The 18,102-nt window shown below is 69.7% G+C and carries 16 protein-coding genes, 1 tRNA gene and 1 riboswitch; of the genes, 5 read left to right on the top strand and 12 right to left on the bottom strand.

Going from position 1 to position 18,102, the window contains the following annotated elements; translation table 11 throughout:
• Window positions 1-26: 26 nt before the first annotated feature.
• The 3 genes from radC to EU555_RS08460 all read right to left on the bottom strand — a co-directional run bounded on the left by radC (window position 27) and on the right by EU555_RS08460 (window position 2,091).
• Complete coding sequence (gene radC / locus EU555_RS08450) at window positions 27-773, bottom strand: RadC family protein (protein WP_135414226.1); 747 nt, start codon at window positions 771-773, stop codon at window positions 27-29.
• A 7-nt stretch (window positions 774-780) separates the two neighbouring features.
• The gene (map, locus tag EU555_RS08455; RefSeq protein ID WP_135414227.1) at window positions 781-1,608 is read right to left on the bottom strand and encodes a type I methionyl aminopeptidase; all 828 of its coding nucleotides are present in this window, start codon (window positions 1,606-1,608) and stop codon (window positions 781-783) included.
• Window positions 1,609-1,749: 141 nt separating this feature from the next.
• Window positions 1,750-2,091 (bottom strand): DUF456 family protein, encoded by a 342-nt coding sequence (locus tag EU555_RS08460; RefSeq protein ID WP_135414228.1) that lies wholly within the window; start codon window positions 2,089-2,091, stop codon window positions 1,750-1,752.
• A gap of 259 nt (window positions 2,092-2,350) precedes the next feature.
• Between EU555_RS08460 and EU555_RS08465 the strand changes: the two genes are divergently transcribed.
• The 4 genes from EU555_RS08465 (at window position 2,351) to EU555_RS08480 (ending at window position 5,860) form a co-directional block, all read left to right on the top strand.
• A complete protein-coding gene (locus EU555_RS08465) occupies window positions 2,351-2,608 on the top strand; it encodes a zinc-finger domain-containing protein (RefSeq protein ID WP_135414229.1) in 258 nt (85 codons plus the stop codon).
• A gap of 33 nt (window positions 2,609-2,641) precedes the next feature.
• A complete protein-coding gene (locus tag EU555_RS08470; RefSeq protein WP_135414311.1) occupies window positions 2,642-3,859 on the top strand; it encodes an FAD-dependent oxidoreductase in 1,218 nt (405 codons plus the stop codon).
• A gap of 70 nt (window positions 3,860-3,929) precedes the next feature.
• A tRNA-Leu gene (locus EU555_RS08475) sits at window positions 3,930-4,015 on the top strand.
• Between the two features lie 927 nt (window positions 4,016-4,942).
• Entirely contained in the window at window positions 4,943-5,860 is a 918-nt protein-coding gene (locus EU555_RS08480; RefSeq protein ID WP_135414230.1) for a hypothetical protein, read from the top strand.
• A gap of 212 nt (window positions 5,861-6,072) precedes the next feature.
• Here the strand turns inward: EU555_RS08480 and EU555_RS08485 are convergent, their stop codons facing one another.
• The 6 genes from EU555_RS08485 to EU555_RS08510 all read right to left on the bottom strand — a co-directional run bounded on the left by EU555_RS08485 (window position 6,073) and on the right by EU555_RS08510 (window position 11,018).
• On the bottom strand, window positions 6,073-6,687 hold the full coding sequence (locus tag EU555_RS08485; protein WP_135414231.1) for a thiamine phosphate synthase: 615 nt from the start codon (window positions 6,685-6,687) through the stop codon (window positions 6,073-6,075).
• Window positions 6,684-7,463, bottom strand: a complete 780-nt coding sequence (thiG, locus tag EU555_RS08490; RefSeq protein WP_135414232.1) for a thiazole synthase — start codon at window positions 7,461-7,463, stop codon at window positions 6,684-6,686. Before thiG ends, EU555_RS08485 begins: the two co-directional genes overlap by 4 nt.
• 53 nt (window positions 7,464-7,516) lie before the next feature.
• Entirely contained in the window at window positions 7,517-7,897 is a 381-nt protein-coding gene (locus EU555_RS08495; protein WP_135414233.1) for a GIY-YIG nuclease family protein, read from the bottom strand.
• 226 nt (window positions 7,898-8,123) lie between these two features.
• A complete protein-coding gene (thiS, locus tag EU555_RS08500; RefSeq protein ID WP_135414234.1) occupies window positions 8,124-8,336 on the bottom strand; it encodes a sulfur carrier protein ThiS in 213 nt (70 codons plus the stop codon).
• A complete protein-coding gene (thiO, locus tag EU555_RS08505) occupies window positions 8,333-9,529 on the bottom strand; it encodes a glycine oxidase ThiO (RefSeq protein WP_167858491.1) in 1,197 nt (398 codons plus the stop codon). The genes thiS and thiO overlap by 4 nt, the downstream gene beginning before the upstream one ends.
• Window positions 9,530-9,594: 65 nt before the next feature.
• A riboswitch (TPP riboswitch) is annotated at window positions 9,595-9,730 on the bottom strand.
• Window positions 9,731-9,770: 40 nt separating this feature from the next.
• Window positions 9,771-11,018, bottom strand: coding sequence for an adenylate/guanylate cyclase domain-containing protein (locus EU555_RS08510; RefSeq protein WP_135414236.1), 1,248 nt, complete (start codon window positions 11,016-11,018; stop codon window positions 9,771-9,773).
• 263 nt (window positions 11,019-11,281) lie between these two features.
• On the opposite strand from EU555_RS08510, the gene EU555_RS08515 reads away from it, so the two are divergent.
• Window positions 11,282-11,533, top strand: a complete 252-nt coding sequence (locus tag EU555_RS08515) for a DUF2798 domain-containing protein (RefSeq protein ID WP_135414237.1) — start codon at window positions 11,282-11,284, stop codon at window positions 11,531-11,533.
• 68 nt (window positions 11,534-11,601) lie between these two features.
• Here EU555_RS08515 and rpoD read toward each other — a convergent pair whose 3' ends face one another.
• From rpoD to EU555_RS36915, 3 genes are all read right to left on the bottom strand, one after another.
• Complete coding sequence (rpoD, locus tag EU555_RS08520; protein ID WP_135414238.1) at window positions 11,602-13,599, bottom strand: RNA polymerase sigma factor RpoD; 1,998 nt, start codon at window positions 13,597-13,599, stop codon at window positions 11,602-11,604.
• 210 nt (window positions 13,600-13,809) lie between these two features.
• Window positions 13,810-15,702, bottom strand: coding sequence for a DNA primase (dnaG, locus tag EU555_RS08525; protein ID WP_135414239.1), 1,893 nt, complete (start codon window positions 15,700-15,702; stop codon window positions 13,810-13,812).
• Window positions 15,703-15,798: 96 nt separating this feature from the next.
• Window positions 15,799-17,895, bottom strand: coding sequence for a methyl-accepting chemotaxis protein (locus EU555_RS36915; protein WP_245524196.1), 2,097 nt, complete (start codon window positions 17,893-17,895; stop codon window positions 15,799-15,801).
• Window positions 17,896-18,102 lie beyond the last annotated feature (207 nt).

Below are 18,102 nucleotides of genomic sequence, written 5' to 3' on the forward strand. Positions count from 1 at the left end.
CGGGAGGTCGTCCCGGGAGGTCGCCCTCAGATCAGCTTCAGCCCCCGGAAGCTCGCATGCCCGTCGCGCCCGACGATGATGTGGTCGTGCACCACGATGCCGAGGGGACCGGCGACCGCGACGATGTCGCGGGTCATCTTGATGTCGGCCTGGGACGGCGTCGGGTCGCCGGAGGGGTGGTTGTGGACGAGGATCAGGGCGGTGGCGGAGAGTTCGAGGGCCCGGCGCACCACCTCGCGGGGATAGACCGGGGTGTGGTCGACGGTGCCGCGGCCCTGCACCTCGTCGGCGATCAGGCGGTTGCGCTTGTCGAGGAAGAGGAGGCGGAACTCCTCCCGCGGCGCGAAGGCCATCGCGGCCCGGCAGTAATCGATCACGGCCGCCCAGGAGGAGAGGAGCGGGCGCTCCGCCACCGCGCCGCGGGCCAGGCGGCGGCCGGCCGCCTCCATGATCTTGAGGTCGGTGACCACCGCGGGCCCGATGCCGTCGACCTCGAGCAGGCGCTCGGTGGGAGCGCTGATGACTTCGGCGAAGCTGCCGAAGCGGGCGATCAGCGCCTTGGCGATCGGCTTGACGTCCCGGCGCGGGATGGCGCGGAAGAGCACGAGCTCCAGGAACTCGTAGTCCGGCAGCGTGTCCCCTTGCGCGAAGCGGGCGCGCAGGCGGTCGCGGTGGCCGTGGTAATGCGGCTCCTCGGCCTTCGCCCCGGGCTGCGCGCCCCCTGGCGCCGGCCCGCCGGCCTCCGCGAAACCGGGGCTGCTGCGGCGGGCCATGGCGGGCTCAGGCTGCGGTGTCGCGCGGCTTGTCCAGGCCCTTGGGGGAGAGCGTGAAGATCTCGACGCCGGTCTCGGTCACCGCGACGGTGTGCTCGAACTGGGCCGAGAGCGAGCGGTCGCGGGTGACCGCGGTCCAGCCGTCGGCCAGGACCTTCACGGCCGGGCGGCCGAGATTGATCATCGGCTCGACGGTGAAGAACTGGCCGGGACGCAAGGTGACGCTGTAGCTCGGCTCGACGTAGTGCAGGATGGTCGGCGCGTCGTGGTAGGTGCGGCCGAGGCCGTGGCCGCAGAAGTCGCGCACCACCGAGCAGCGCTCGCCCTCGGCATAGGCCTGGATCGCCGCCCCGATGTCGTTGGTGGTGCCGCCGGGCCTGATCGCCGCGATGCCGCGCATCATCGCCTCGTGGGTGATCTCGCACAGCCGTGCCGCCTTGCGGGACACCTCGCCCACATAGGCCATGCGGCTCGAATCGCCGTGCCAGCCGTCGACGATCAGGCAGATGTCGAGGTTGACGATGTCGCCCTCGCGCAGCGGCTTGTCGTTGGGGATGCCGTGGCAGACGACGTGGTTGATCGAGGTGCAGATCGATTTCGGGTAGCCGCGGTAGTGCAGCGAGGCCGGGTAGGCGCCGTGATCCATCGCGAAGGTGTAGGCGAGGCGGTCGAGGGCCTCGGTGGTGACGCCGGGCGCCACCGCCTCCATCAGCAGGTCGAGGGCCTCGGCGGTGAGGCGGCCGGCCTTGCGCATCCCCTCGAAGGCCTCGGGGCCGTGGATCGGCGGTTCCTGCCGGCGGCTGTCCTTGACCGCGCTCTGCTCGTCACGACTCATCGGGGGTCCGGAACATGCTGCTGGCGCTCGACGGGGTGTTCGTGATGTAGGCGCTTCCGGCCCCGAAGCCAAGGACGAAGCCGAGGAGGACGCAACGCACGACCCCGAGCGCGCCTCGGCGCGGATCGACCCGTGCGCGCCTCAGCGCGGATCGACCCAGGCCCGCGGCCGCGCCGGCTCGGCGGCGGGCGCGCGCTGGGCGACCCGCGTCGCGGCCGGACGCGCGGGAGCGGGCCGGGCCGCGATGTGGCGCCGCACCCGGCGGCCGGCCCGGCGCGGGCGCCTCGACGATTCGCCCCAGGCGGCGCCGACGACGCCCCCCACCACGGCGCCGATCGGCCCGGCCACGAGGGCGCCCGCCACCACGCCGGCCCCGGCGCCGACCACGGTGCGGCTCTGGGCCCGGGCGGCCGGGGCGGCGCCGAGGGCGGCGCCGGCGCTGAGCGCGGCCAGAAGAGCGAGCCTCGGCAGGAAGCGGGTCACGGGCGATCCTCTCGTGTCTCTCGTCGTGTCTCTCGACGGTCCTGCGGGCCCCGGTGCCGCAAGACCGTGACCAAACGGCGGCGGGCGGTCGCCTGCGCCAGCGGCACCCCTAGGCGCGGCGGCGCCGAGGGGCTAGGAGAACCCGAGATCGGGGGCCGGCAGGCTCCCGCAGGCAAGGTCCCAACGGGCAAGTCCCCGTGGGCAACTCCCCGTGGGCAAGTCCCCACGGGCAAGCCCCGCAGGCAGGAACTCGGACGCGATGGCAGACAAGGCGGTCCCGCACTTCCACAACCAGGACGGCGTTCCGGTCATCCAGGTCGGCTCGAAGGAGTTCATGTGCATCGGCGCGCTGCCGCCGTTCGACCACCCCCACGTCTTCCTGGACATGGGCGCCGACCACGAGATCATCTGCCAGTACTGCTCGACCCTGTACCGCTACAGCCCGGGCCTGAAGGCCGGCACGGCGGAGCCGGCCTCGAGCGTCTGGGACGACCGCGCCCGCCTCGCCGCCGAGTAAGCCTTGCCGGGAAGAGAGTCGCCGCCCCGCACCCTGCCCGGGAGCCGTCCGGTCCCGGACCGGCCGGGCCTGCGCGTCGCGATCGTCGGGGCCGGCATCGGCGGGCTGACGGCGGCGTTGTGCCTGAGCGCGCGGGGCCACGACGTCACGCTGATCGAGCGGCGCACCGCCTTCAGCGAGGTCGGCGCCGGGCTGCAGCTCTCGCCCAATGCCAGCCGGATCCTGACCGATCTCGGCCTCGGGCTCCCCCTGCGCCGCGTCGCCGGCGAGCCGGCCCGGGTGCGGATCCGGGCGCTGACGACCGGCCGCGGCATCGGCGAGATCGCGCTCGGCGAGGCGATGCGCGAGCGCTTCGGCGCGCCCTACTGGGTGGTGCACCGGGCCGACCTCCAGACCATCCTGCTCGACGCCGCCCGCAGCCGCCCGGGCATCCGCCTGACGATCGGGCGCGCCGTCACGGCCGTGCAGGAGAGCCGGGTGGGCGTCACCCTGACGCTCGCCAGCGACGGCGGCCGCACCGAGACCCTGGAGGCCGACCTCGTGATCGCCGCCGACGGCGTGCGCTCCGCCCTGCGCGCCGGCCTCGACCGGCAGCCCCTGCGCCCCCGCGGCGAGGCCGCCTGGCGCGCCACCCTGCCCCGCGAGGCGCTGCCGCCCGAATTCCTGGCCGACGAGACCGGCCTGTGGCTCGGCCCCGGCCGGCACGTGGTGCATTATCCGATCAACGGCGGGCGCCGGCTCAACCTCGTGGCGGTGGTGCCGGACAGGAGCGGCAGCGAGGATTGGGGCGCGAGCGGCGAGCCCGCGCGCCTGCGCGCCGCCTTTAGCGATGCCGCCCCGCCGCTCGCCGGCCTGCTCGCCCGGCCCGACTCGTGGCTGGTCTGGTCGCTCGTCGACCGGCCGGCGGCGCGCCCGATGGCCCGCGGCCGCATCGCGCTGCTCGGCGACGCCGCCCACCCGGTGCTGCCGTTCCTGGCGCAGGGCGCGGCGCTCGCGATCGAGGACGCCGCGGTGCTCGCCGCCTGCCTCGCTCCCGGCCAGCCGGTGCCGGCGGCGCTCGCGGCCTATGCCCGCGCCCGGACCGAGCGGGTGCGCACCATCCAGGCCCATGCCCGCCGCAACGGCCGGATCTACCACGCCGGCACCCTGGTCTCCGCCGCCCGCGACGCGGTGATGGGCCGCCTCGGCCCGGCCCGGATGACCGAGCGCTACGCCTGGCTCTACGGCTGGCGCCCGCTCGGGCCGGCCTGAGGGCTCTTGATCTGAGCCCTTGATCTGAGCCCTTGCCACGGCTAACCCGGACCGGCTGGGCAGCGCCCGCGCGGACGTGGCGGAATCGGTAGACGCACGAGACTTAAAATCTTGCGACCTCTGGTCGTGCGGGTTCGAGTCCCGCCGTCCGCACCAGCACTTAGCTCGATGTCATGGGTTGCGGTCGAGAGCCAGCATAACGCTACGGGAATGGCGAACCCCAGCCCTGATGGTTCAAAATGCCTCATCCGATCGGCCCTCCCCACAGATCGTCAGCATCAGCGTCCGTGAGAGGCACGCCAGCCGCCGAGAGGATGACCGGCGCCCATCGCTGAGCTTCAGCTTGGGTCCGCTTCCAGTTGCCGAAGTCGTGCCAATGCGCGCCGGGGTTGGCGCAGGGCTGGACTTCGCTCGTCGATAAGCTCCTCGCCGATCACCTCAACGCAAAGGGCCACCTGAAGTGATCGGCACAAGCCGGCGAAGATGCCGGACACGGTGCCAATCTGAGAGTTCAAGAAGTGATCACCCGCCTGAGGCGGTAGTGGCGGCCCGCGTGGTCACCACACTGACGCTTGGCGCTAAGCGCGCCGATGGCCGGGATGCTGATGATCCCCGCACTCATCGGCGAGCGTGCCACTGGAGGAAACCGATCGGAGACAGCGCGTGAACGGGGGCGAGGCCTACAAGGGGAAATTCTTGACCGCCGGCGCGCTTAACTTGCAATATTATTTCAATATTTGGCTGCAATAATATGCTATCATTATATATTCTATTTTTTCGTAGCGCGAAGCGCTTATGCTCTATATCGCACTGCCAGTTACATCTGTGCATTTGACTAAAAAGGGCGAATAAGTTAGTTACATTGAAACATTCGACGCGGGGGCGTGTCCAATGAAATATCATAAAAATGCAAATATATGTCTTTATTTAAGTTGGTAGATTGGTCAAAAATCCTGTAGCGGAAATTTTGTCTCACATTAGTTTCATCGGAGAAATGCCATGAAAGCTCCTTATATTAACAAGGATAAGTATTCTGATATCTTATAGAAGAACAAGAATATTGGAGAAGTTGAATACTGGTTGTTGCAATCTGAAAATTCAGCTTCGACAATCATAGGCTATAATAGTCAGGGCGTTGTTGGTCCAGGCTGGAACGTCGTTAATTATGGTGATTATAATTCTAATGGCATCACTGATATACTATGGGCGAATGAAAATTCAGGTCAGGTTGTCTGGTGGGATTTGGCCGATGGTGGCCAAAACACAGTTCACTCATTAGGGAACATTGGCCCGGAGTGGAAGGCAATCCCGTCCTACGGCAATAATGCGTCGACCTACAGCCCTACTCCACCCCTTTGGTATAACACATCAACTTGCCAAGTCGTTCGATGGGAAATCTCCAATGGAGAAGTCGTTTCGACTACGGAAGTAGGAAGAGCAGATCCGAATGCTGGCTGGGAAGCACTTGGGTCAAGCAGCGGAAAAATTTATTGGAGAAATCAACAGACCGGCGAGACGGGCTATTGGAGCGGATCCTCTTCCGCAAACCAGTCATGGACCAGACTTGAGAATAGAGGATCTGACTGGAAATTCCTGGGTCTTGGGGATTTTGCCAATGATGACTCATCTACTTCATCATATCCTCAATATAGTACTAATAGAGTTAATGGCACTTTGTGGCAAAACATGAAAACCGGCGAAGTCTCAACCGGCTATGATATAGTCACATTCACTGTCTACAGTTGGTTTTATACAACCGTGAGCCAGTCGTACGCAACTCGGACTTTGGGATATGCAGCGCCAGGATGGGAAGCGACTATAGGACAGTTTACATCTCAACCATCAGGTCAAATTCTCGGCAATCCACCAAGAGGCAGTGTCACAGATAGTATAATCTGGCACAATCAGCAAACCGGCGAGATTCTTGTCTGGGATGTTGGGAATGGACCAGGAGCTTTTCATACACTAAACACCGTCTCCTCAGAATGGAATATTCTATAATATCGACCTCGACCTTTAGAAAGGTCAGATATTAATCGACTGACGCTCGTCGTAGCCGTCTTCACGTGACGCCAGGCAGGCTCATGAAAGCCTCACTGGCGTCTCGTCGTCGGGCAGGTTTGCCGTCGCTGTACCCGCAGTGCAAGGGGAACTTAAAATGTTTATAATATTTCAATTATATATCTTGAATATTTTACATAAGATCATAATATTCATAACATATTGAAGCTTTGCGCGATGGCCGATTGTACATCACTCACGTTCGGCGCCCGCATCACCGCCCCCATCACGGCCACGCTAGCAGCCCCAGCCGCGCGACAAGCCGGGGCCGTCCCAGAATCAACGCCCCCCAGCGCCACCACCGGCATCACCCCCGCCGCCTCCCGCAACACCCCCAACCCGAGCGCGGGCCCATAGCCCGGCTTGCTGGCCGTCAGAAAAATCGGGCTCAAGGTCACGTAATCCGCCCCTGCCTCCCGCGCCGCCCGCACCTCCGCGAGGGAGTGGGCCGAGACGCCGAGCAACGCCCCCCGCCCCAGCCGCGCCCGGGCCGGGGCCACCGCCGCCGCGTCGCCGAGCTGGACGCCGGCCGCCCCCACCCGCGCCGCGAGGTCCACGTCGCGGCCGATGGTGAGCGCGCCGCCGACCCGGGCCACCTGCCCGGCCAGGGCCTCGGCGAGGGCCGCCCGCTCGGGGGCGGGCAGGTCGCGGTCGCGCAGCCAGATCCAGCGGGCGCCGGCAGCGAGGCAGGCGGCGATGCGGGTCTCCAGGGGTTCGGGGCAGCCGTGCCGGTCGGTGACGATCAGCAGGCGGGCGGGCAGGCTCACGAGCCGACGAGGCCGAGCTGCGGGCTCGACGGCTCGGCGCGGGCGCGACGCGGGATGCGGCCGGCGAGGTGGGCGAGGCGGCCGGCCTCGACGGCGTGGCGCATGGCGCGGGCCATCCGGACCGGGTCGTCCGCCTTGGCGACGGCGGTGTTGAGGAGCACCGCGCTCGCGCCGAGCTCCATCGCGATCACCGCGTCGGAGGCGGTGCCGATGCCGGCATCCACGATCACCGGCACGGGCGAGCGCCGGCAGATCAGCTCGAGGTTGGCCGGGTTGGCGACGCCCATGCCGGAGCCGATCAGCGAGCCCATCGGCATCACGGCGGCGGCGCCGAGATCGGCGAGCCGGCTGCACACGACGGGGTCGTCGTTGCAGTAGGGCAGGACTTTGAACCCGGATTCGACCAGCTGGCGGGTGGCCTCGATCGTCTCGGCGACGTCGGGATAGAGCGTCTCGCGGTCGCCGATCACCTCGACCTTGATCCAGTCGGTGCCGAGCGCCTCGCGGGCGAGCTCCGCCGTCATCACGGCGTCGCGGGCGGTCTCGCAGCCGGCGGTGTTGGGCAGGAAGCGCGCGCCTTTCAGGCGCGCGACGGTGTCCGAGCCGTGGCCGTGGAGCGAGATGCGGCGGATCGAGACCGTCACCACCTCGGCGCCGCTCGCCCGCACCGCCTCGCTCATGATCGCTTGCGTCGGGTAGCCGGCAGTGCCGATGAGGAGGCGCGAGGACAGGGTCGTGCCGGCGATGACGAGGGGATCGTCGTGGGAGTGGGTCATGGGATTCCTCCGCGTCTCGTTGGACAGTTGGTTTGGACAGGCTGCTGCCCGCTTCACGATGAGGCACTGGGCGTGCAGCAACCCGCATCGTCGAGCATCGGTGTCGATCCATGCTCATCGATCATGATCGAACTCGTCTCGTCCTGCAGATGAGATCTTTTGGCCAGCTGCTTGAGGCGATCCCAATCGCTTTGAATCAGCGCTTCCTTCTTCGCCCTGCTCCAACCTTTGACGCGCCTCTCCATCGCAATGGCATCGGTGATGCGCTCAAACATTTCGGCGTAGACGAGCGTGACGGGCCGACGCTGGCGTGTATGGCCGGGATAGGTGCCGGCCTGATGCTCGCCAATCCGCTTGTCGAGGCTCGTCCCACGCGCCGATCCGACGTAATAGCTGTTGTCGGCGCATCGCAGGATATAGACGAAGGCATTCATAGTAGAAGATCTCCGCCAAATTATTGTTGCTGAACGATTTGTGATTTCCCATTTTCGACCTCATCCTGAGGTGCGACCGTAGGGAGCCTCGAAGGAGGGCTCCAGAGGCCTCAGCGATTTCTGGAGCCCTCCTTCGAGGCCCACTGACGTGGGCACCTCAGGATGAGGTCGAGAATGGGAGGCACGACGCGTTCGTGATGCTGCGCAATCACGTCGAACGCCCCCACTACCCGCCCTGCATGGCGCGCACGATCTCGACGCGGTCGCCCTCGGCGAGCGCCGTCGCGGCCCAGTCGCGCTGGCGCACCACGGCGCCGTTGAGCGCGATGGCGAAGCCTTGCGGCCCGGGGAGGTCGAGGTCGGCGGTCTCCTGGCGCCACAGGGCGTCGAGGGTGGCGGCCTCGCTGTCGCGGGGCTCGCCGTTGACGTGGAGCTTCATGCGGGGTCTCCGGACGCGCGCGCGAACCGGGCGAGGCCGAAGGGGGCGGCCACCGGCAGCGTCTCGCCGCGCAGGATCAGGGTGGACACGGCCTCGGCGGTGACCGGGGCGAGGAGATAGCCGTTGCGGTGGTGGCCGGCGGCGAGGACCAGGCCGGGCAAAGCCTCGCCGAGGATCGGGGCATCGTCGTCGGAGGTCGGGCGAAAGCCGCTCCAGACGCCCGCCACCCGCATCTCCTCGACCCCGGGGAGCGCCCGGCGGGCGCCCTCCAGCAGGGCGTAGAGGCCGCCGGCGGTGAGGTGGGGGTCGAAGCCGGTCTCCTCGACGGTGGCGCCGACGATGAGCGTGCCGTCGCCCTTCGGTGCCATGTGGACCTGCTCGGTCCAGACCACGTGCGCGAGGGAGCCGCTGCGGGGCGTCATCTGCAGGGCCATCGACTGGCCTTTCAGCGGGCGCACCGGCAGGGCGAGGTCGGGCACCAGGCTCCCATCCCCGGCCCAGGCGCCGGAGGCGAGCACGACGGTGCCGGCCCGCAACGCGCCCGCAGCGGTCTCGACGCCGGCGACCCGGCCGCCCTCGCGGGTGAGCGCGGTGACGGCGGTCTCCTCGATCAGGCGCCCGCCGGCGGCGCGGAACGCAAGGCGCAGGGCGGCCATCACCCGGGCCGGGTCGACCTGGTGGTCGTCGGGGCAGAACAGGCCGGCGGTGACGGTGGGGCGCAGGCCCGGCTCGCGGGCGCGGATGGCGGGGCCGGACAGCCACTCGGCGGCGAGGCCGTCGCGGCGCTGCAGGTCGTGGCGGAAGCGCAGGCGCTCGACCTCGTCGCGGCCGAGCGCGACGACGAGGGTGCCCTCGCGGCGGTAATCGATGGTGAGGCCCGATTCGGCCTCGAGGTCGTCGCGAAACGGGTGCCAGAGACGCTGGCTCGCGAGGCAGAGCGGCGACAGGGTCTCGGCCCCGGGCTCGTGCTCGGCCGCCGCCGCCAGCATGCCGGTGGCCGCGAGGCTCGCCCCGTCCCCGGCCCGGCCCCGCTCGATCACCGCGACGGCGAGGCCGGCGCGCGCCAGGCGCCAGCCGACCGAGAGGCCGATCAGCCCGGCGCCGATCACGGCCACGTCCGCGCGCTCCGGCAGCCGGTCCCTGCCCGGCTCCGCCTGCGGCCCGCTCCGCCGTCCGATCGTCTGCGCGTGCACCCTCGTCTCCACGGTGGCCCGAAGAGAGTGGACTGCGCCCGGTGGCCGGATGATGCGCGCGGATCCTGGAGGACCCTGTCCAATCCCTACGCCGGTATGAGCCGGATCAGGTTCGAAGGATTTCCGCGCCGACCGGGCCTGACGAAGGCCATCGGTCCAGCGGTGTCTCAGCCCCTTGCCGGGGATCTCCCTGGAACACCCGGTATTTGGCGAGGGACGGGCCGGCCGTCAACCACCCGGATCAGCCACCCTTGCCCGGACGGTAGATCGCCATCTCCTCGGCGAAGCCGTCGAGGGGGTGGGTGCCGAGCAGCTCGGGGTCGCCCCACAGGAAGTCGACGAAAGGCTTCGACATCAGGAGCGGCTCGGACAGGACCTTGTTGAGCTTGGCCAGGCGGCTGGCCAGGTTCACGTCGCGGCCGATCACCGTGAAGTCGAGGCGCGCGCCCGAGCCGACATTGCCGTAGGCCGCCTCGCCGTGGTGGAGCGCGATGCCGACCTCGATGCGGGTCGGGAAGCGCCCGGCGCGGTTGGCCTCCTCGACCCGGCGCAGCGCGGTCTGGGCGGCGGAGAGCGCGCCCTGCGCGGCGCCGCCGAGATCGTCGCCGCTCTCGCGGAAGATCGCCAGCAGGCCGTCGCCCATGTATTTCAGCACCTCGCCGCCCTCGCTCTCGATCGGCGGCACCAGGCAATCGAAATAGGTGTTGAGGAGCTCCACCGAGGCCTCCGGCGGGAGCGCATCGGTGAGGCGGGTATAGCCGCGCATGTCGGCGAAGAGGATCGCCGAGCGGATCCGCTCGACCTGGCCCCGGCGGATGAAGCCAGCCAGGATCGCCTGGTGCGGCCCGTCGCCGACATAGACCCGCAGCACGTGGTCGAGGCGGGCGTTGAGGCCGCGCATCTCCATCACGGCGGAGAGGGTCGGCACGATGAAGCGCAGGATCGCCAGGTCGTCGTCGCGAAACCCCCGCGGGTCGCGGGTCGCGAAGGTGACGCCGTTCTTTGTGCCGTTGGTGAAGAACAGCGGCACGGTGATGTAGTGGGTGTAGCCCGCCGCCTTCAGCTCCGGGATGATGCTGAAGCGGTCGTCCGGCGTCTCGCGCAGGTCGAGGATCAGCCACTGGCCGGTGGCGTAGACATGCGCGAAGGGGCTGCGGGCGAGCGCCTGCTCGGTCGCCTCGCCGTGCGGGAAGAGGCGGAAGCTGACCCCGTCCTCCCGGGTCCAGAACCGGCCGACGCCGGAATAGTCCGAGTGCAGCGCGTCGATGGCGGTGGTGGCCCGGTCGACCGGCACGCCGAGGTCGATCAGCCGCTCGGCCATGCCGGCGAGGAGGTCGCCGGATTCGGGAAGCCGCGCGCCCTCGCTGAGCAGCCAGTCGCGCAGGGCCACGCAGTCGCGGAACAGGCCGATCGGGATGTCGCTCGCCTCCGATCCGTCCGCCGCGGCCGTGGGCGTCGGGGCAGCGTTGAGGCGAGGCTGGTCGTGCATGGCTCTGACATGGGCGCTGGCCCGCGGGACGGCAAGGCTTGGCGGCGGGCAACCGACGGCATCCCGGCGGCAGGCCTTCGAGCATCCCGGCGACCGCCTCTTGGCGCCTGACCTTGCGTCTGCTACGGATTGTGTCGCCCCCGGGACCCGCGTCCCGCTCGGCCGTAAGCGTCTCACGTCAAGCAACGCGCTCCCTGGGTGGTTCCACCGGGCGGGTGCGCGTCGCCTCGCACGGGCGGATCCGCCGTTCCGAAAGACGTGGCATGCACTCCCTTCCGTCCCCGAAGCGGCTCCCGGCCCGCTACGCGCCGCTGGTGACCGCGTTCCTGCTGTCGGTGATGATGACCGGCATCGTCTCCGCCATTGCGACCCTGCTCAGCCTCGGCGTCACGCCCGATGCGCTGCTGCACTGGCCGCGGGCCTGGGGCTTCTCCTGGCTGGTCGCCTTCCCGACGCTGCTGCTCGTCCTGCCGCTGGTCCGTCGCGTCGCGGCGCGGATCGTGGCGCCGCGTTAGCGCCGCGCCCAGCAAAGAAGCCCGGGACGCGATGCGTCCCGGGCTTCTCGCGTCCTCGTCGTCCGGCCTCAGTTGTCGAGGAAGCTCCGCAGCTTCCTGGACCGGCTCGGGTGCTTGAGCTTGCGCAAGGCCTTCGCCTCGATCTGGCGGATGCGCTCGCGGGTCACCGAGAATTGCTGGCCGACCTCCTCGAGGGTGTGGTCGGTGTTCATGCCGATGCCGAAGCGCATGCGCAGCACGCGCTCCTCGCGGGGGGTGAGCGAGGCCAGCACCCGGGTGGTGGTCTCGCGCAGGTTCGACTGGATCGCCGCGTCGATCGGCAGGACGACGTTCTTGTCCTCGATGAAGTCGCCGAGGTGGGAATCCTCCTCGTCGCCGATCGGGGTCTCCAGCGAGATCGGCTCCTTGGCGATCTTGAGGACCTTGCGGACCTTCTCCAGCGGCATCGCCAGCTTCTCGGCCAGCTCCTCCGGGGTCGGCTCGCGGCCGATCTCGTGCAGCATCTGGCGCGAGGTCCGGACGATCTTGTTGATCGTCTCGATCATGTGCACCGGGATGCGGATCGTGCGGGCCTGGTCGGCGATCGAGCGGGTGATCGCCTGCCGGATCCACCACGTGGCGTAGGTCGAGAACTTGTAGCCGCGGCGGTACTCGAACTTGTCCACCGCCTTCATCAGGCCGATGTTGCCCTCCTGGATCAGGTCCAGGAACTGCAGGCCGCGGTTGGTGTACTTCTTGGCGATCGAGATCACCAGCCGCAGGTTGGCCTCGATCATCTCCTTCTTGGCCTGGCGGGCTTCGCGCTCGCCCTTCTGGACCATGTGGACGATCTTCCGGTACTCCTGGATCTCCAGGCCGGTCTCGGAGGCGAGCGAGATGATCTGCTCGCGCAGGGTGCCGATGCCGTCGGCGCCGCGCTCGGTGAAGTTCTTCCAGCCCTTGCCGCCGAGCCTGGCCACCCGCTCGACCCAGTGCGGGTCGAGCTCTGACCCCTGGTAGTGGCGCAGGAACTCGTCGCGGGCGACGCCGTGGTTCTCGGCGAGGCGCATCAGGCGGCCCTCGTGCGAGATCAGCCGCTTGTTGATGTCGTAGAGCTGCTCGACCAGCGCCTCGATGCGGTTGGCGTTCAGCGACAGCGACTTCACGTCGGCGACGACGCGGTTCTTGAGCTCCGAATAGCGCTGGCCCTGCGACTCGGAGGCCGCCGCGCCCTTGAGCCGGGTCTCGGCCTGCTCGGCCTGGACCTTGCGCAGCTTGCGGTAGTTCTCGGCGATCGCGTCGAAGGTCTCGAGCACGCGCGGCTTCAGCTCGGCCTCCATGGCCGAGAGCGAGACGTTGTTCTCGAGGTCGTCCTCGTCGCCCTCGCCCTCCGGCGGGGTGTCGCCCTCGGCCTCGGCCTCCTCCTCGGCCTCGCCCGCGCCCTCGGCGGGGCCGGCGCGGCCGTCGGGGCCGGCATAGGTCGCCTCGAGGTCGATGATGTCGCGCAGCAGCACGCGGCCGTCGACGAGCTCGTCGCGCCAGATGATGATGGCCTGGAAGGTCAGCGGGCTCTCGCACAGGCCCGCGATCATCGCCTCGCGGCCCGCCTCGATCCGCTTGGCGATCGCGATCTCGCCCTCGCGCGACAGGAGCTCGACCGAGCCCATCTCGCGCAGGTACATCCGGACCGGGTCGTCGGTGCGGTCGGTGGGCTCCTTGGTGGTCTCGGCGCGCAGGGCCACGGGCCGGGCGGCGGCGACCTCGGCCACCTCGCCGCCCTCGCTCGCCTCCTCCTCCTCGGCCCCTTCCTGAGGGGCGTTCTCGCCCTGCTGGTCGTCGGCCTCCTCGGCCTCGACCACGTTGACGCCGAGCTCCGACAGCTGGCCCAGCACGTCCTCGATCTGCTCGGAGGTGAACTCTTCCTGAGGCAGCACCTCGTTCAGCTCGTCGTAGGTGACGTAGCCGCGCTTCTTGGCGAGCTTGATCATCCGCTTGACGGAGGCATCCGTCAGGTCGAGGAGCGGGCCGTCGGTCTGCTGCTCGGGGGCCGCCTCGGTCTCGTCTCGTTCCGTTGCCTTCGTCGCCATGCTCAGCCTATGCTTCCCGGTGTCGGCAGTGCCCGGGCGGGGGAGGCTCCCGCCGTGCCGGCACCGTGATGTCTCGTCGGACGGCGCACGAGCCGTCCCAGGATCTCACGCAAATGTGCAAGCCATTCGATCGACTTGCCGTTAACTAGTCCGGGCGGAAGCCGCAAGCCGCGCGTGGCGTCAGGACGGTTCCGTCACGATCCGGCCTCTTCATGGTTCGGCCTCTTGGGCCGCCTCGGCCTCGGCCTCGGCGCCCGCCACCACGGAGAGGCGGTTCTTCACGTCGCGAAGCCAAGCGAAATTGGCTTCCGTCTCCTCTGCCGCCAGGGCGCGCTCGGCGGCCCGGAGTTCGCTATGTAGCGTTCCGGCCTTGCGGTGCAAGATCACGGCCTGCCGGAGCGCGTCCTCCAGCCGCACCGGATCGGCGTGGGGATCGAGCACCCAGCGGTCGCCGGGCCGCACCAGGCCGGCGATCCGGCCGGCCGCCGCCGCGAGCCCGGCGCGCTCGAGCCGCGCGTCGAGGAGCGCGGTGTCGCCCGCGCCGCCCTCGGCGGCGAAGTCGAGGAGCGCGCCGCGCAGCGCCCGGGCGTCGGCCCCCTCGAACTCGACCTCGGCCAGCTCCTCGGCCTCGCGGGCGAGAAGCTCGGGATGGACGAGCAGGGCCGCGACGATCAGGGCCTCGCGGGAGGACGAGCCGCCGGAGAACAGCGACGAGCGGGCAAGCAGCGGGCTCGCCCGGGCGGTGAGCCGCGGCGAGACGGGGGCCGCCGGCACGCCGCGTCCGCGCGGCACGAAGGGCGCGCGCTCCCGCCCCGGCTGCGGCGGGCGGGCGCCGCTGGGGCTCAAGGACCGCAGCCGGGCCTCGATCTCGTCGCGGTAGTAGCGCTTCAGGGTCTCGTCGCGGATGCCGCCGACGATCTCGCGCAGGCGCTGGGCGAGGCCGGCCCGGCGCTCCGGCGTATCGACCGGGCTCAACTCGGTCTCGCGCGACCACAGGACGTCGACGAGGGGCCGGGCGCCGTCGAGCACCCGGTCGATGGCGCCCGGGCCGCCGGTGCGCAGGAGGTCGTCCGGGTCCTGGCCCTCGGGCATCAGGGCGAAGCGCAGGGACTTTCCGGGCTGGAGCGCCGGCAGGGCCACGTCGAGGGCCCGGTAGGCGGCGCGCCGGCCGGCGCCGTCGCCGTCGAAGCACAGGATCGGCTCGTCGGCCATGCGCCAGAGCAGGGCGAGCTGGTCCTCCGTCAGCGCCGTGCCGAGGGAGGCGACCACCTCCGGGTGGCCGGCGAGCGTCATTGCGATCGCGTCGACGTAGCCCTCGACCGCGATCACCCGGCCGGTCTCGTGGGCGGGCTTTCGCGCGGCGTGGTGGTTGTAGAGCATCCGCCCCTTGTGGAAGAGCGGCGTCTCGGAGGAGTTGAGGTATTTGGGCTTGGCGTCCGGGCTCATGCCGCGGCCGCCGAAGGCGACGACCCGGCCGCGCACGTCGCGGATCGGGAAGATCACGCGGTCGCGGAAGCGGTCGAACGGCACCTTGATGTCGTCGCCGGTGGTGAGCAGGTTCAGCTCCACCATCAGCTCGGCCGGCACGTCGCGGGCGGCGAGGTGGTCGCGGAGCGCGTAGCGCTCCGGCGGCGCGTAGCCGAGGCGGAAGGTGCGGCGGACCTCGCCGTCGAGCCCGCGGCCGGCGAGGTAGTCGCGGGCGCGCGCTCCCGGCCGGCCTGCGAGCTGCTCCTCGAAGAAGGCGCAGGCCAGCTCCATCACCTCGAGGGCGCCGCGCCGGCGCGTCTCGCTCTCGCGCGAGGCCTCGGAGGGCGCCGGCAGCGCCACCCCGGCCTCGGAGGCGAGCCGCTCGACGGCCTCGGGGAACGAGACGCCTTCGGTCTCCATCAGGAAGGTGAAGATGTCGCCATGCTTGCCGGACGAGAAGCAGTGGTAGAACTGCTTCTGGTCGTTGACGTAGAACGACGGCGACTTCTCGGCGTTGAACGGCGACAGGCCGCGCCATTCCCGCCCCGCCTTCTTGAGGCGCACGCGTCGGCCGACGACCTCGGAGGCCGGCAGGCGGGAGCGGATCTCTTCGAGCAGGTGGGGCGGATAGCGCAAGGGGAGGGTCCGGTGGAGGAGTCTGCCTTCTAGCGCGTCTTGGTCAGCGGAGTCCTAACGAATCGGCGCCGGCGTCCCCCGTCCCCTCGGAGGCGGTCACGCCGCCCGCACGGTGGCGAGGAAGCGCGCCACCTCGGCGGAAAGCTGCTCGGATTGCCGCGACAGCTCGGAGGAGGCCGCCAGGACCTGCGTCGCCGCAGCCCCGGTCTCCTCCGCCGCCCCGGCCACCGCCGTGATCGTGTGGGTGACCTCGGTGGTGCCGGTGGCCGCCGCCGCGACGTTGCGGACGATCTCCTGGGTGGCCGCGCCCTGCTCCTCGACCGCCGCCGCGATCCCCACGGACGCCCGGCTGATCTCGGCGATGCGCCCGGTGATCGCCTCGATCGCCGCGACCGCGTCGCCGGTCTTGCCCTGGATCCGGCCGATCTGCCCGGTGATCTCCTCGGTGGCCTTGGCGGTCTGGCCGGCGAGCGCCTTGACCTCGGCGGCCACCACCGCGAAGCCGCGGCCCGCCGCCCCGGCCCGCGCCGCCTCGATGGTGGCGTTGAGCGCCAGCAAATTGGTCTGCGAGGCGATCGACGAGATCAGCCCGACCACGTCGCCGATGCGGGAGACCGCCTCGCTCAGCTCGCGCATGTGGCCGGCGGTGCCGGCCGCCTCGTCCACGGCGGTACGGGCCAGCGAGGCCGAGCCGGAGACCTGGCGGCTGATCTCCTGCACGGAGGTCCCCAGCTCCTCGGCCGCCGCCGCCACCGTGCCGACATTGTCGGCGGTGTGCCCGGCAGCCGCCGCGACGGTGGCGGAGCGGCCGGCCGTGAGGGTGGCGCCGTCGGTCATGGTCTGGGCCGTGGCCTGCAGCTCGGTGGCGGACGCCGCGACCTGGCCGACGACCCCGCCGACCGCCCGCTCGAAGGCATCGGCCATCTGGCGCATGCCGGCCCGGCGCTGCTCTTCGGCCGAGGCGCGGGCGAGGGCCGTCTCCTTCTCGAGCGCCCGGGTGCGGATCAGCGTGTCGCGAAACACCTGCACGGTGGCGGCCATCGCGCCGATCTCGTCGCGCCGGCCCACCGCCGGCACCTGCACCGCGGTGTCGCCCTCCGCGAGAGCCTGCATCGCACCGGTCATGCGCCGGATCGGCCGGGCGATCCGAACATGCGCCATCGTGCAGCTGAATCCGACGAGCAGCATCGCCGCGAGGAACAGGCCGGCATGGACGGCGAGCTGCTGCCTTGCCGCCTCGGCCGCGGCGTCGGCCCTTTCCACCACGACGCTCAGGGCCTCGTTCGCGGCGGCCGCGATCGTGTCGAGCCGCGGTGCGACGAACTTCTGCCACTCGGGCAGCGTCATCACCGCCTCGGCCCCGGGCGTGAAGGCGCGCAGGTTGCGCTGGATCGCGGCCCCCACCTCCGGGGTGAAGTAGCGGGCCTTGGCGGTGGCGATCGCGGCGGTGATGCGGGGCGGAAGGTCGGCGATCGCTGCCTCGACGAGCTTCCACGTCGCTTCGGAGCGGCCGCGCAGGACCTGCACCATCTCGGCCTGCTCCGGCGTCAGCGGCTTCTGGCTCGACAGCAGGTTGTTGACCATCACCGCCAGCGAACCGAGAGTGGCCCGGGTCGCCCAGATGTTGTTCTTCGCGTCGGTCAGGAACCGGATCTCCGGATCGAGGCGCGCCATCTGCCGCTCGAGCACGATGGCGACCCGATCGAGCCGGGCGAGGACGGCGTCGCCGGTCTGAAGCATCCGCGGGGCCAGGGCCTTGTCGCGCAGGCCGGGCTCGAGGCCGAAGGCGTCGTCGGCGAGGCCGCGCAGGGCGACCTGGTCGCGGTAGCCGGGATCGAGCTCCTTCAGCGCCTCGGGCAGGCCCGGCACGTCGAGGTCGGCGGGCGCGGCGAGCACCGCCTGGACCGCCTTGTCGACCCGGCTGCGATGGCCGGCGATCACCCGCCGCATCGCCGCGAGCTGATCGCCCGACAGGTTCAGCAAGGTCGCGGCGGTGTCGGCACGCTCGACGCGGAAGGCCTGCAAGGCCTCGAGGATGAGCTGGTCGAACTTCGCCGCCGCCGCGACGGTCCCGGCCTTGCGATAGCCGATCCAGGCCGTGACGACGCCGTCGAGCGTCATCGCGCCGACGATGCCGCCCAATGCGAGACTGATCCCGAGCACCAGCACCCGGATGGACAACAGAGACCTCACCACCGACCTCCCCTGGGCGGCAACCGGTCGAGGAACCGCCATACAACCAGAGGAGTTAACGACAGCGATCCTAACGAACGCCTAATCGTCGCGACCACGACCGTTACGTCAAGAGAGATAACTGCAGAGTTCGCGTGAGTGTCGCAAGTGCACCGCACTTTGAGTTGTAATCGCTCCGAAGCGGTATCCTGCGGTACGGCCGAAGAA

Source organism: Methylobacterium nonmethylotrophicum (assembly GCF_004745635.1).
In the GTDB taxonomy this organism is placed as follows: domain Bacteria; phylum Pseudomonadota; class Alphaproteobacteria; order Rhizobiales; family Beijerinckiaceae; genus Methylobacterium; species Methylobacterium nonmethylotrophicum.

Coding starts and splice junctions, on each gene's coding strand:
- radC (WP_135414226.1), bottom strand. CDS start 773: ATGGCCCGCCGCAGCAGCCCCGGTTTCGCGGAGGCCGGCGGGCCGGCG.
- map (WP_135414227.1), bottom strand. CDS start 1,608: ATGAGTCGTGACGAGCAGAGCGCGGTCAAGGACAGCCGCCGGCAGGAA.
- EU555_RS08465 (WP_135414229.1), top strand. CDS start 2,351: ATGGCAGACAAGGCGGTCCCGCACTTCCACAACCAGGACGGCGTTCCG.
- thiG (WP_135414232.1), bottom strand. CDS start 7,463: ATGACCCACTCCCACGACGATCCCCTCGTCATCGCCGGCACGACCCTG.
- EU555_RS08495 (WP_135414233.1), bottom strand. CDS start 7,897: ATGAATGCCTTCGTCTATATCCTGCGATGCGCCGACAACAGCTATTAC.
- thiS (WP_135414234.1), bottom strand. CDS start 8,336: ATGAAGCTCCACGTCAACGGCGAGCCCCGCGACAGCGAGGCCGCCACC.
- EU555_RS08510 (WP_135414236.1), bottom strand. CDS start 11,018: ATGCACGACCAGCCTCGCCTCAACGCTGCCCCGACGCCCACGGCCGCG.
- EU555_RS08515 (WP_135414237.1), top strand. CDS start 11,282: ATGCACTCCCTTCCGTCCCCGAAGCGGCTCCCGGCCCGCTACGCGCCG.
- rpoD (WP_135414238.1), bottom strand. CDS start 13,599: ATGGCGACGAAGGCAACGGAACGAGACGAGACCGAGGCGGCCCCCGAG.